The sequence below is a fragment of the Tianweitania populi genome, from assembly GCF_014652875.1.
In the GTDB taxonomy this organism is placed as follows: Bacteria; Pseudomonadota; Alphaproteobacteria; order Rhizobiales; family Rhizobiaceae; genus Tianweitania; species Tianweitania populi.
The window spans coordinates 1,761,349-1,774,286 of sequence record NZ_BMZQ01000001.1 but is presented as its reverse complement, the minus strand read 5'-3'; the positions used below and the strand labels follow the sequence as shown (position 1 = coordinate 1,774,286).

Sequence of the window (12,938 nt, the reverse complement as noted above, 5' to 3'; positions counted from 1 at the left end):
GTGGGCCGGCGTGTCTGGGCGGATCGCCCTTGCACAACCTGCCTCAAGGGCGAGCGCTGGCTGCCTTCAACATCCTTGAACGGATCTATTCGGCCGGCCGCGACGCGCAATCGCTTCATGCCAGACGTCCGTCACCGCTTCGAGAAAACGCTCCTGCGTAAGCGCTTTTTGAGGGAACACGTCGGGAAGACGATGTGTTGGGTCGGCTCAAGATCTGGAGCCGGCTATGTCAAACACCATCAAACCTATCCAAGCTTGCGTGGCGTGCGCCTGCCTTGAGCAGCAGCGTTGATCATCCCCTCGCCTTCCAAGCCCTCGGGGCTGCTTTATGGGCCGGTCGGCTCCAACGCCGTTCATCTCTGCATCGACATGCAGCGTTTGTTCGGGCCGGGAACGCCATGGGCCGTGCCATGGATGGCTAAGGTGCTGCCCACCATCAGCAGGATTGTCGAGGGGCATGCCGAGCAGACGATCTTTACGCGCTTCGTGCCCATGGCCAATGCCGAACAGGCTGCCGGTACCTGGAAGCGCTATTATCAGCGTTGGGAAAGCGTGACGCTCGACCAACTCGATTCCGCCTTGATCGATCTGGTGCCTGAACTTGCGCGCTATGTTCCGCCGGCGCGTGTGGTGGACAAATGGGTGTATTCGCCATGGACGGAAGGCAAGCTCGACGCGATGCTTCGCGGAACCTCAGTCGATACGATCCTGATGTCAGGCGGCGAAACGGATGTCTGCGTTCTGGCAGCCGTGCTTGGCGCGGTGGATCGCGGCTACCGCGTGATCGTGATCAGCGACGGAATGTGCAGCTCTGCCGATGAATCGCATGACGCGTTGCTGACGCTGTATAGCGGCCGTTTCGGCCAGCAGATCGAAGTCGCCGAGGCGCAAGATGTTCTGGAAAGCTGGGAAGCCTGACGCAGCTGGCAGCATGGCATGGTCGCGTCAGGAACAAGAATGGGGCGGTGCAGGTTCAGTCAGATTGATGGAGACCAGCTCATGCCTTCCAACAGCGATACAGGACGCGATCAAACGTTCGACGGCGCTTCGGCTTCCGAGGTCAGGGGCGCCATCGACAAGGGCCAGACCGGTGAGAAGGTCGCCGGCTTCGACCCGGCGGCCAGCCCTATGGAAACGGACGCGGAAGCCGGCAGTGCGCCGACTGTCGGCAGCAACGAGGCAGCGGCAGCTCAACAACCCTCGTCTTTGCCGAGAGCCAATGCCAGCACGCATGGTAGCGCGATGCGCCCGTTCGACGATACGACGCATACGAAGTCCAACCGGCCGCTGCTGATCTATATCGGCTTGATCGCGGTCGTGGCGGTCGTGCTGCTCGCCAGTATCGGCATCTGGCGCTGAACAAAAAAGGGGCGGCACTGCCACCCCCTTTTTTAACGAGAGATCAAACCTCAGGCGGCAGCCGACTTGTTGACGGTCTCGGCGAGCGTGCTGAGATCTTCGTCTGTCTGGCTTTCTTCCTGCAGGTTCTGATCGATCAGATCAGCGGCATCCTGCATACCGAGAGTCTCGGCCCAACGCTTCAGCGTGCCATAGCGGGTGATCTCGTAATGCTCGACCGCCTGTGCGGAGGAGATGATGCCGGCATCGAGAGCAGCAGTGCCCTTGTACTCCTCCAGGATCTCCTCGCCTTCGGAAATAATGCCCTCGATCGCGTCGCAGGTCTTGCCCTGTGCGCGCTTGCCGAGGATTTCGAACACCTGCTGAAGACGCTCGATCTGGCCTTCGGTCTGATCCTTGTGCTTCTCGATCGAAGCCTTCAGCTCTGCGGACTGCGCAGCGCGCGCCATCTTCGGCAGGGTCTTCAGGATCTTCCGCTCGGCGTAGTAGATGTCCTTGAGCGTGTCGTGAAACAGGTCGTTCAGTGTCTTCTCTTTAGCCACGGGTAGCCCTCCTTGTTGGTGGCCATAGAACTGAGCTTCACGGCGATTGTTCCTCGCAGCGTGAGATGCGTTTGCAAAGATCCCTCTCATGCCAACAAGACAGGAACCTGAAGCAGTCTTCTCAGTTGGAATGCGTCCCATATGCCAAAGGAAGATGACCCATGGCCAAGAGTTCACGCGGCGGTGCCGATCAAAACACGGCTACAATTCACGATCTCAAACTCGAACGAGGCGAGGGCGGCGAGCTCCATCAAACTGCGCAGGGCGACACGCCGGTTTTGACGACAGCCCATGGCGTGCCCGTTTCCGACGATCAGAATACGCTGAAAGCCGGCCCGCGTGGCCCGGCACTGATCGAAGACTTCCACTTCCGCGAGAAGATCTTCCATTTCGATCACGAGCGCATCCCGGAGCGCGTCGTGCATGCGCGCGGCTATGGCGCGCACGGCTATTTCGAGACCTACGAGTCGCTTGCCAAATACACCCGTGCAGACCTGTTTCAGCGGGCCGGTGAGAAGACGCCCGCCTTTGTGCGCTTTTCGACCGTTGCGGGCTCCAAGGGTTCGTTCGATCTGGCGCGCGATGTTCGTGGCTTCGCGGTCAAGCTCTACACGCAGGAAGGAAACTGGGATTTGGTTGGCAACAACATCCCGGTTTTCTTTATCCAGGACGCCATCAAGTTCCCCGACATCATCCATTCGGTGAAGCCGGAGCCCGATCGCGGCTTCCCACAGGCTCAGTCCGCGCATGACAACTTCTGGGACTTCATCAGCCTGACCCCGGAATCGATGCACATGATTATGTGGATCATGTCGGATCGTGCCATCCCGCGCTCGTTCCGCTTCATGGAAGGCTTTGGCGTTCACACCTTCCGCCTCGTCAATGCCGAGGGCCAGTCGACCTTCGTCAAGTTCCACTGGAAGCCGAAGCTCGGCCTGCAATCGGTGGTCTGGAACGAAGCCGTCAAGATCAACGGTGCGGACCCGGATTTCCACCGCCGCGATCTCTGGGACTCGATCCAGTCCGGCAACTTCCCGGAATGGGAACTGTGCTTGCAGCTGTTCGATCAGGACTTCGCCGACAGCTTCGACTTCGACGTGCTTGATCCCACCAAGATCATCCCTGAGGAAACCCTGCCGGCGATCCCGGTTGGCCGCCTCGTGCTTGATCGCATGCCGGACAACTTCTTCGCCGAAACCGAGCAGGTCGCGTTCATGACGCAAAATGTGGTGCCAGGCATCGACTTCTCGAACGATCCGCTGCTGCAGGGTCGCAACTTCTCCTATCTCGACACGCAGCTGAAGCGGTTGGGCAGCACCAACTTCACGCATATTCCGATCAATGCGCCGAAATGCCCGTTCCACACGTTCCAGCAGGACGGCCATATGGCGATGCGCAATCCCACGGGGCGCGTGAATTACCAGCCGAACTCGTGGGGCGCCGGTCCGCGCGAAAGCCCGGAGCGAGGCTTCCGCACCTTTGCGGATACGCAGGAAGGTCCGAAGGTCAGGCTGCGGGCAGAAAGCTTCGCCGACCACTACAGCCAGGCGCGGCAGTTCTTCAACAGCCAGACCGCGCATGAGCAGACCCATATGGCGATGGCGCTGACCTTTGAGCTGAGCAAGGTGGAAACGCCGGCGATCCGCGAGCGGATGCTGGCGCATCTTCTCAACATCGACGAAGCACTGGCAGCGGCAGTTGCCGACAAGCTTGGCATCAAGGACATGCCGAAGCCCGCTGACTCAGCCGTTCCGGTGCGTGATGATCTTGCGGCATCACCGGCGCTCAGCATCATCCAGCGTGGGCCGGAAAGCTTCAAGGGGCGCAAGGTCGGCGTTCTCGTCAGCAATGGCGCGGATGCAAAGCTCTTGAAGACGCTGCAAAGCGCCATCGAGAAGGAAGGCGCGATCATGGAAGTCATTGCGCCCAAGGTTACTGGCGTCGAGGCCGCTGACGGCACGATGATTGCCGGCAAGCACATGATCGATGGCGGACCATCGGTGCTGTTCGATGCGGTCGCCCTCGTTCTTTCGGCCGAAGGTGCGGAGCATCTGGTGGGTGAGGCGGCAGCGCGCGACTTCGTTGCCGATGCTTTCGCACACTGCAAGTTCATCGCGTTTACGCCGGAAGCCGCTCCGCTTCTGGCAAAGGCCGGTGTGCAGGCTGATGCCGATGAGGGCCTGATTGCGCTGGAAGGCTCCAAGGCGATTGATACCTTCATCGAGTCTTGCCGCAAGCTGCGTCTTTGGGCGCGTGAAAAGAGCGTCAAGCTCTAAGATCGACACGGGATCGCGCTTCTTTGAGGGGCGCGATCCCTCCCGGTTTCGATATGTCGCAGCCCAGCTTCTTCATCACACAGTGCTAACATGCTAAACGATCATACAAGCGGGGCTTGCTGATCGATGGGTTCAAAGCGCCGGGGCGCGCTTTTGGTCGCCCTTGTATTTCTTCTGCAATGGGGCGCCTCCGTATGGACGGCGACTGCCATGCCGCTCGGGCCTCAGCTCGATATGTTCGGCAATCCGCTATGCGCGACCGGACCGGGCTCGACCCCATCCAACAACGGCGGCGACCATGCCAAGGTTACGGCATGCTGCACGGCAGGCTGCCATCTCGCTTCATCTGCGCTCACCGACGGGGAAGCACAGGGCTGGACTGGTGCCGCCCCGTTGTTTGCCTCAGTCGATCTTCAACAAGAGGGCCGCGACGCCGTAGTGCTCACGCGGCACCACGATCCAGGGCGACCGCGAGCGCCGCCGTTTCGTCTGCTTTGACCCTATCCGAGCCAGGCTTTTGCCTGGCTTTTTTGTTGGGACGTCTGCCTCGCACCTCTCAGCGCATTCGGTATGACCTCAAAGACTGCTTTCGTCCTTGGCCTGCTCATCCCTTCGCGATACCGCATCAGCATGCCATTGTCGGTCGATCGAGCCTTGCTCGGCCTTATGGAAATATTGCGAACACACCAGCCAGCCTTTCAGCGGGCGTAGCAGCGCAAGACAGCCGATGATCGTGAGCGGCAATGTTACCAAAAGATGCGCCCACCAGGGTGGCTCAAAGGAAAACTGGAACCAGAGCGCGAAGGCCAACGCCGGGACAGACACAATACTCATGGAGAAGAAGGCGGGACCATCGGCTGTATCGGCAAAGCTGTAATCCAGCCCGCAGATCTCGCAGCGCGGCGCCAGCTTGAGGAAGCCGCGAAACAGATGGCCTTCCTGGCATTGCGGGCAGCGGCCCTTGATCCCCGTCAGAGCAGGATTGGTGGTGGGACTAAACGTTTCGGCCATGATTCATCTCCTGACGGATCTCTAGGCGCGTTTGTTCTTCGAGCCTCTGTGACCGTCGCGCGCATGGACAAGATGTCCAAGCTTTCCCTGACTTCATGGCCTGAAGATAGTGCCTTTAGTGTTGATTGCGATAGAAATTACCTGGGTCGCTGCTTCTGCATCAGCAAATTCGCAGGGCTTATAAGTTCTTGTTTGATCTAAATCAAGGATCTTAAAGCAAGCATGTCTCCGCTGATAGTCGGTATCCTTATCCTTTTTCACAGTAGTGTTATATATAGATGCAGGATTGTCGCACTGAAGAATTACTTCTTTGTCTTCGATGGTTTTGAAGATAGCATCCTTGTTGTACCAAGCGCGTCAAGCGATGCTCAAAGTGGTGTGGACAGTGCAGGTTCTATGCTTGCGCTGAGCAGCCAGTTTGTCCTTGCCCGCGCAGAGGCAGGAGAGACCGTCATGAAAAGCCCACGTGTCATCGCACTTGCTGCGGCGGCAAGCATCATCGCATCGATAGCGTTCGCGCAGGATCAGACTGCAAAGCCTACGCTTGATGACGATGCATTGCATGCCGATGCGATCAACTACTTCCAAGCGCTGCCGACCGTTCAGCCGGCACCGGCTAACAATGCCATCACGCGCGAGAAGTATGAGCTCGGCAAGATGCTGTTCTTCGAGCCGCGTTTGTCGTCCAGCCATCTTCTGAGCTGCAACACCTGCCACAATCTCGGCATGGGCGGCGTCGATGGGCTTGAGACCTCGGTCGGCCATGGCTGGCAGAAGGGTCCGCGCAACGCGCCCACCGTGTTCAACTCCTTCTTCAACATCGCGCAGTTCTGGGACGGGCGCGCGGAAGATCTGAAGGCACAGGCGGGCGGCCCGATCCAGGCAGCCGTCGAGATGAACGCCACGCCGGAGCGCGTGCTGGCAACGCTCAAAAGCATGCCGGAATATGTGAAGGCGTTCCAGACCGCATTCCCGGGCCAGCAGGATGCAGTGACCTTCGAGAACGTGACGCGTGCGATCGAGGTGTTCGAGGCGACGCTCATCACCCCAGGTGGCCGCTTCGACCAGTACTTGGAAGGCAATCGTCAGGCCATGACCGATCATGAAAAGCAGGGTATGCGGCTTTTCATCGATAAAGGCTGCGTATCCTGCCACAACGGCGTGAATGTCGGTGGTGCCGATTACTTCCCGTTCGGCGTCGTCGAACGGCCGGGCGCCGACATCCTACCTGAGTCCGACAAGGGCCGTTTTGCCGTCACCGCGACGGCGGATGATGAATATGTCTTCCGCTCACCGACGTTGCGCAACATCGCGCTCACGGCCCCCTATTTCCATACGGGCAAGGTGTGGGATCTCTCGCAGGCGGTCGAGATCATGGGCAGCGCTCAGCTTGGCGAAGACCTGAACGAGCAGGATGTCACTGCCATCGTCGCCTTCCTGGGCACGCTGACCGGCGAACAGCCGCAGATCCCGTATCCGATGCTACCGCCAAACGCGCCGGGCACACCACGTCCTGAGCTGATGACCCCGGCAGCGGCGGTGGTTAACAGCGGCGGTTGAGACGCAGGCACCTGTCTCGCAATGAAAGAAGAGCAGCGGCGCTTGTTGAAGGCGCCGCCGTTCTTGTCTGTGTTTTCAGCTTGAAGTGCGTCTGGCGCGTCAGGTGCCGAAGCGCGCTTCGAGCAGATCGAGTTCGCGTACAAGCTTTCGGGCCGCTTCGCTGCCGAGGCGTCGGCGGCGCACCATGCGGTAGATCTCCCGGCGCTCTGCCTGAAGGGCGACTAAAGCCAAATCGCGCTCGATCTTTTCGCGGTGCTGGATGGTCTTGGCGTCTTCCACATCCGCTTCGCCACGTTCGATGCGGTGGCGGTAATAGTCCATGATCCGTCCGGCCGCGGCGACATAGATGTCGGCATCATGCCGACCCTCCGCCATTTCGTGTTCCGCCTGTTCCACAGCGGTGATGGCCGCGCGCGCCGCCGCCACGCGGGCATGTTCTTCGGCCGCGTGGCCATGCTCCTCCGGCATTTTCAGATCTTTCAGAAGCGGCGGCAGGCCGATGCTGGCGGCAATCAGCGAAACGATGATGACGCCCATGGCCAGGAAGATCGCGAGGTCGCGTGCCGGGAAGGGGGAGCCGTCATTCATGACCAGCGGAAGCGTCAACACACCGGCGAGCGTGATGGCGCCGCGCACGCCGGCCAGCGACATGGCGGTGATGAGGCGCCAAGACGGCGTCGGCGCTTTTCCTTCCCCGCGATTAAGCGTGATGCGAATCCATACCATGACCCACAAGAACCTGAGCAAAGCCAGGCCGATATTGATCGCGAGGATATAGACAGCGAGCCACCACGGCTCATGATGGCCCGTCAATCGAACGGTTTCGGCCGCGCCATCTAAAATGCCCGGTAGCTGCTCGCCGAGAAGCACGAAGATGATGCCGTTGGCTGTAAACTGGATCGTGTCCCATACAGTGTTGCGGCGGATGCGCGTGGTTGCCTGGAGGTCACCGGTGGTTTCCACGAAGCCCATCGTCAGGCCGGCGGCAACTGCGGCAAGGATGCCGGAACAATGCAGGTGTTCGGCCAGGAGGTAGGAGCCGAACGGGATCAGCAGGCTGATCAGGATCTGCGAGCCGAAATCTTCGCCGAAGCGGTGCGAGATGAAGCTTTTGGCATGTGCCACGCACCAGGTTAGTCCGACGCCCACCACAACGCCGCCGATCGCCACCCAAAGGAAGTTCATCGCTGCTTCCTGCAACGAAAAGGCGCCGGTCAGCGCGGCGGCAACGGCAAAGCGGAGGCAGACAAGGCCGGACGCGTCGTTCAACAGCGACTCGCCTTCCAGGATGTGCATCATGCGCTTGGGGATCGACACGCGCTGGGCGATGGCCGAAACGGCGATCGGGTCGGTGGGCGAGATCACGGCGGCAAGGCCGAAGGCGACGGCCAGCGGCATCGACGGGATCAACCAGTTGATGAACAAGCCCATGCCAAGCACGGTGAACACGACGAGACCAAGCGCTAGCCCAAGAACGGCCTTGCCGTCCTTGAACAGCTCTTCGCGCGGGATGCGCCAGCCATCGAGAAACAGGAGCGGCGGCAGGAACAGAAGGAAGAACAGTTCGGGATCGAGCGTAACCCGCCAGTCCGCGACCAGACCAATGACGGCACCCAGTGCAATCTGAAATAGGGGGCGCGGCAGGGGGATAGGGACCACCCTGGACAGGATGCCGCTGACGATCACCGCCAGAAGCAGAACGAGGATGATGGTGACGTTTTGCAAGGCGCATTCCGGTTCTGGGGATTGCGCCTTTTTGACCCCTCATGCCGAACGGATCAACTGCATGGACGGAAAAATCAGCGGTTGGTCTGCTTACGCAAAGCGCTTCGCACCGGCGACGCAGAACACCACGAAGGCGGTCACCGCGATCATCGACCAGGCGACGGGTTCGCCGAGCAGGATGCCAGCCAAAGCGAGGCCGAAGAAGGGCTGCAGCAGCTGCAGCTGTCCTACCCCTGCAATGCCGCCAAGCGCCAGCCCGCGATACCAGAAGATGAAGCCGATCAGCATGCTGAAGACAGATACATAGGCGAGGCCAAGCCATGCCGGTTCGCCGATCTGGTTCCAGCTTTCAGGCAGGGTGGCAAAGGCGAGAATGGCCATGACGGGAAGGGCGGTGATCAGCGCCCAGGAAATGACTTGCCAGCCGCCGAGACGGCGCGACAGGGTGGCGCCTTCCGCATAGCCGAGGCCACACAAAAGCACGGCACCGATCATCAGCAGATCGCCGGTCAGGGACGCGCTTGCGCTTTGTTTGAGAGCAAAGCCTGCAACTGAGGCCGCACCGAGGATTGAGAACAGCCAGAAAGCCGGCCGAGGTCGTTCCCCACCGCGCAGCACGCCGAATGTGGCGGTGGCGAGCGGCAGAAGCCCGATAAAGACGATCGAGTGCGCGGAGGTGATGTGTTGCAGCGCAAGCGCCGTGAGAAGCGGAAAGCCGACTACGACGCCAAGCGCGATCGTTGCGAGCGAACGGAGATCGCGTGACGTTGGCCGCTTCTGGCGAAAGGCAAGAAGAAGAGCTCCGGCCAGCACAGCGGCGATGACGGCACGGGCGGACGTCAGGAACAATGGCGTGAAGCCGCTGACGGCAACGCGGGTCGCCGGCAACGAGCCGCTGAAGATGATGACGCCGATGAGACCGCTGCCCCAGCCTTGTGTTGTCCGTTCCATGATGCCTGCCGCGCTTTCGAGGACTTCCGACGTAGCGGGAACGCACTGGCTTCGGCAGAGACAGTTCAGTACAGTGAGGATGAACTGTATGGGTGCGGAAGGCGACACAGTTGGCGGCATCGATAGGAACAACCCGCACCGGCGCGGTAATGGAGGAGATCCGTCGCCGCATGGGGGCGCGCAGCCTGACAGCGGGCGAGAAGCTTCCGTCCATTCGCGCACTCGCCAAGACCATGCAGGTGTCGCCTTCCACCGTTGTCGAGGCCTATGACCGGCTTGCAGCCGAAGGGCTGATCCGGTCGCGGCCGGGCTCGGGCTTTACGGTTGCTGGCTCCCTGCCGCCCTTGGCGCTAGCCGACGTGGAGCCGCGCCTCGATCGCGAGATCGACCCGTTCTGGGTGTCGCGCCAGTCGCTCGATGCGGCGCCTGAAATCCTGAAGCCGGGCTGTGGCTGGTTGCCGGCTGACTGGCTCGCGCACGAGCCGGTGCGCAAGGCGATGCGTAGTCTTGCCCGCGCCGATGCCGCGATCCTCGCCGACTACGGATCGACGCGGGGCTCGCCCGCTCTGCGACGGATCCTTGCGCGGCAAATGGTTGAAGAAGGCATCGATGCCGCTCCCGATCAGATCCTGCTGACCGGCTCCGGCACGCAGGCACTCGATCTTCTGTGCCGCTTCCTGCTTCAGCCCGGCGACACGGTGCTGCTCGATGATCCCTGTTACTTCAACTTCCAGGCTTTGTTGCGCGCGCACCGGGTCAACGTCGTCAGCGTGCCCTATACGGCGAGCGGCCCGGACGTCGCACGGTTTGCTGAGGCGCTGGCCACGCACCGGCCGCGCCTTTACGTCACCAACTCCGCCATCCACAATCCGACCGGCGCATCCCTTTCGCCGCAAGTGGCGCACAAGGTCCTGACGCTCGCCGCGGCGCATGATCTGACGATCATTGAAGACGATATTTTTGCCGACTTCGAGATCGAACCAGCGGCTCGCCTTGCGGCGCTTGATGGTCTGTCGCGGGTGATCCGCATCGGCAGCTTTTCCAAGACACTGTCGGCATCGGTTCGTTGCGGCTTTATCGCTGCGCGGCCGGATTGGATCGAAGGGCTGATCGATCTTCAGGTCGCGACGGCCTTCGGTGGTCCGAGTCCCATTGCAGCCGAGATCATCGCTGCCGTGCTGAGCGACGGCAGTTACCGCAAGCACATTGCGGCCCTGCGGACGCGGCTGGCCAAACGACGGCGCGAGGCGGCGGCGGTGCTGGAGGCAATGGGCATCCGGCCGTGGGTGGAGCCGCGCGGCGGTTATTACCTCTGGTGCCGACTGCCGTATGGTCGTGACGCCGCCGATCTCGCCAAAACAGCCTTGCGCGAAAGCGTGGTTCTGGCGCCGGGTAATGTCTTCAGCGTTGCACTCTCAGCGCCGGACCTAATGCGCTTCAACGTGGCGCAAATGGACAGCCGGGCGATCGAAGTCCTCAGACGATCGCTGTGAAACAGAAACATCCGGCCCGCCAGATGGACGGACCGGATGCTGTCGGTCGCAGGTGTTGTCTGCTCGTCGTTGTGTCTGTCCGGAGCCGCCTACGACGACCGGGTGCCGATCAGCTGCCGGAAATGGCGGCTTTGATCGTTTCGGCGTTGTGCTTCATCATGTCGATATAGGTGGAAGCCGGGCCTGAAGCGTCGGACAGCGCATCGGAATAGAGCGTGCCGCCAACCTTGATGCCGGTCTCGGATGCGATCTGCTCGACCAAGCGCGGATTGGTGATGTTCTCCACGAAGATTGCTGACGCCTTGTCTTCGCGAACCTGTTTGATCAGGGCCGCAACATCGGCTGCTGACGCTTCCGACTCCGTCGACACGCCTTCCGGCGCAAGGAAGGTCAGGCCATAGGCATGTTCGAAATAGTTGAACGCGTCATGCGAGGTGATGATCGTGCGCTTGTCCTGCGGAATCGAGGCGACGCTTGCCTTGATGTCGGCGTCGAGCTGCTGAAGCTTGGCCTGATAGGCGTCCGCATTGCTCTTGTAGGTGTCGCAGCCGTTTTTGTCGGCGGCGCAGAGCGCATCCGCGATGTTCTTCACGTAAGTTTCGGCATTGCCGACCGACTGCCAGGCATGCGGATCGAACTCGCCATGATGGTGATGGCCGGCATGGCTGTGGTCGTGCTCATGATCGTGCTCTTGCCCGCCAGCGGCGTGATCATGGCCTTCGCCTTCTTCCTTTTCCTCGCCGGCATCATGATGATGCTCTTCTCCCTCATTTTTGAGGACATCGCCGCCTTTGGTCAGCTCGACCACCGGTGCCTTTGTGCCGCTGGCATCGACGAGGCGCTGCAGGAAGCCTTCGAATTGGAGGCCGTTGACGAGCACGACATCCGCATCAGCAACTGCTGCCGCATCCACCGGCTTGGGCTCGTAAACATGCGCGTCGCCGTTTGGGCCCACCAGCGTCGTGATGTCGATACGGTCGCCACCGACATTCTTTGCGAGATCGGCGATGATGGAGAAGCTGGCGACAACCTTGAGGTTCTCGGCGGACGCCGAGGCCATTGCAGCGGGCATTAATGTTATAACACTCACAAAGCTGGCGAGACGCATGAGGTTGAGCATGTGGGTACTCCTTGAGTGCGAGGGGGAGGTGTTCAGGCCGTGCGGTGACGGCTTGGCCGGTTGCGGGTGCTGAGCACGCCGCGTGATCCGATCAGGATCGAGGCGAGGTACACCACGCCGGCCGAGAGGATGATCGCAGGCCCTGAAGGCAGCGAGAAATGGTAGGACAGCAAAAGCCCAGACACACAGGATGACATGCCGATCGCGGTTGCGAGCAGGCACATCGGCTCGACGCGCACCGTCCAGAAGCGCGCGGCGGCGGCGGGTAGCATCATCAGGCCAACGGACAGAAGCGTGCCGAGAGCCTGGAAGCCGCCAACGAGGTTGAGCACGACCAGCGCCAGGAAGATGAAATGAACGGGCGTGCCAAGCTTCGAGACCGAGCGCAGGAAGAGCGGGTCCATGCATTCGGCTACCAGTGCGCGCCAGAAGATGGCGAGCGCTACCAGCGTCACGACGCTGATCAGGCCGATCAAAGTCAAAGCGGCATCATTCAAGGCGAGGACCGTGCCGAACAGCACATGCATGAGATCGACGCTGGAGCCGCGCAGCGACACGATGAGGACGCCGACTGCCAATGAAATCAGATAGAAGGCCGCCATGGAGGCGTCTTCCTTCTGCACGGTAAAGCGGGCAACGGCACCTGACCCCAACGCAACCACCATGCCGGCGATCAAGCCACCGATCGTCATTGGCACGATCTGCAGGCCGAACAGCAGGAAGCCAGCCGCGGCACCCGGCAGAATGCCATGCGCCATCGCGTCGCCGGTCAGGCTCATGCGGCGCACCATCAGGAATACGCCAACCGGGCATGAGGCCAGCGACAGCAGCAGCGAGCCGGCGAGTGCGCGCTGCATGAAGGCGAAGTCGATGAAGGGGGCGAGCAGCGCTTGGTACATAG

12 protein-coding genes are annotated in these 12,938 nt (G+C 61.0%); 6 read left to right on the top strand and 6 right to left on the bottom strand.

From position 1 onward, the window contains the following. Positions 1 to 288: 288 nt before the first annotated feature. Together IE166_RS08645 and IE166_RS08640 are read left to right on the top strand one after the other, a co-directional pair. Positions 289 to 918, top strand: a complete 630-nt coding sequence (locus IE166_RS08645) for a cysteine hydrolase family protein (protein ID WP_244641367.1) — start codon at positions 289 to 291, stop codon at positions 916 to 918. 81 nt (positions 919 to 999) lie between these two features. Then, entirely contained in the window at positions 1,000 to 1,359 is a 360-nt protein-coding gene (locus tag IE166_RS08640) for a hypothetical protein (protein ID WP_189503024.1), read from the top strand. Positions 1,360 to 1,409: 50 nt separating this feature from the next. Here the strand turns inward: IE166_RS08640 and IE166_RS08635 are convergent, their stop codons facing one another. Continuing rightward, on the bottom strand, positions 1,410 to 1,901 hold the full coding sequence (locus IE166_RS08635) for a YciE/YciF ferroxidase family protein (RefSeq protein WP_210312945.1): 492 nt from the start codon (positions 1,899 to 1,901) through the stop codon (positions 1,410 to 1,412). A 161-nt stretch (positions 1,902 to 2,062) separates the two neighbouring features. Between IE166_RS08635 and katE the strand changes: the two genes are divergently transcribed. Both katE and IE166_RS08625 read left to right on the top strand, forming a co-directional pair. Further along, the gene (gene katE, locus IE166_RS08630) at positions 2,063 to 4,177 is read left to right on the top strand and encodes a catalase (protein ID WP_189503022.1); all 2,115 of its coding nucleotides are present in this window, start codon (positions 2,063 to 2,065) and stop codon (positions 4,175 to 4,177) included. A gap of 210 nt (positions 4,178 to 4,387) precedes the next feature. After that, the gene (locus IE166_RS08625) at positions 4,388 to 4,675 is read left to right on the top strand and encodes a hypothetical protein (protein ID WP_189503021.1); all 288 of its coding nucleotides are present in this window, start codon (positions 4,388 to 4,390) and stop codon (positions 4,673 to 4,675) included. Between the two features lie 78 nt (positions 4,676 to 4,753). Here IE166_RS08625 and IE166_RS08620 read toward each other — a convergent pair whose 3' ends face one another. After that, a complete protein-coding gene (locus IE166_RS08620) occupies positions 4,754 to 5,188 on the bottom strand; it encodes a DUF983 domain-containing protein (RefSeq protein WP_189503020.1) in 435 nt (144 codons plus the stop codon). A gap of 453 nt (positions 5,189 to 5,641) precedes the next feature. Between IE166_RS08620 and IE166_RS08615 the strand changes: the two genes are divergently transcribed. Further along, positions 5,642 to 6,748 (top strand): cytochrome-c peroxidase, encoded by a 1,107-nt coding sequence (locus tag IE166_RS08615; protein WP_189503019.1) that lies wholly within the window; start codon positions 5,642 to 5,644, stop codon positions 6,746 to 6,748. 99 nt (positions 6,749 to 6,847) lie between these two features. On the opposite strand, the gene IE166_RS08610 is transcribed toward IE166_RS08615, so the two are convergent. Continuing rightward, complete coding sequence (locus IE166_RS08610; RefSeq protein ID WP_189503018.1) at positions 6,848 to 8,473, bottom strand: Na+/H+ antiporter; 1,626 nt, start codon at positions 8,471 to 8,473, stop codon at positions 6,848 to 6,850. 90 nt (positions 8,474 to 8,563) lie between these two features. Beyond that, complete coding sequence (locus tag IE166_RS08605; protein WP_189503017.1) at positions 8,564 to 9,424, bottom strand: DMT family transporter; 861 nt, start codon at positions 9,422 to 9,424, stop codon at positions 8,564 to 8,566. A 149-nt stretch (positions 9,425 to 9,573) separates the two neighbouring features. On the opposite strand from IE166_RS08605, the gene IE166_RS08600 reads away from it, so the two are divergent. Then, on the top strand, positions 9,574 to 10,917 hold the full coding sequence (locus tag IE166_RS08600) for an aminotransferase-like domain-containing protein (protein ID WP_189503313.1): 1,344 nt from the start codon (positions 9,574 to 9,576) through the stop codon (positions 10,915 to 10,917). Positions 10,918 to 11,026: 109 nt separating this feature from the next. Here IE166_RS08600 and aztC read toward each other — a convergent pair whose 3' ends face one another. Together aztC and aztB are read right to left on the bottom strand one after the other, a co-directional pair. Then, positions 11,027 to 12,037 carry a zinc ABC transporter substrate-binding protein AztC gene (gene aztC, locus IE166_RS08595; RefSeq protein WP_189503016.1) on the bottom strand — a complete coding sequence of 337 codons (1,011 nt, stop codon included), beginning with the start codon at positions 12,035 to 12,037 and terminating at the stop codon, positions 11,027 to 11,029. Between the two features lie 32 nt (positions 12,038 to 12,069). After that, positions 12,070 to 12,936, bottom strand: a complete 867-nt coding sequence (gene aztB / locus IE166_RS08590) for a zinc ABC transporter permease AztB (protein ID WP_385965147.1) — start codon at positions 12,934 to 12,936, stop codon at positions 12,070 to 12,072. Between the last annotated feature and the right edge of the window lie 2 nt (positions 12,937 to 12,938).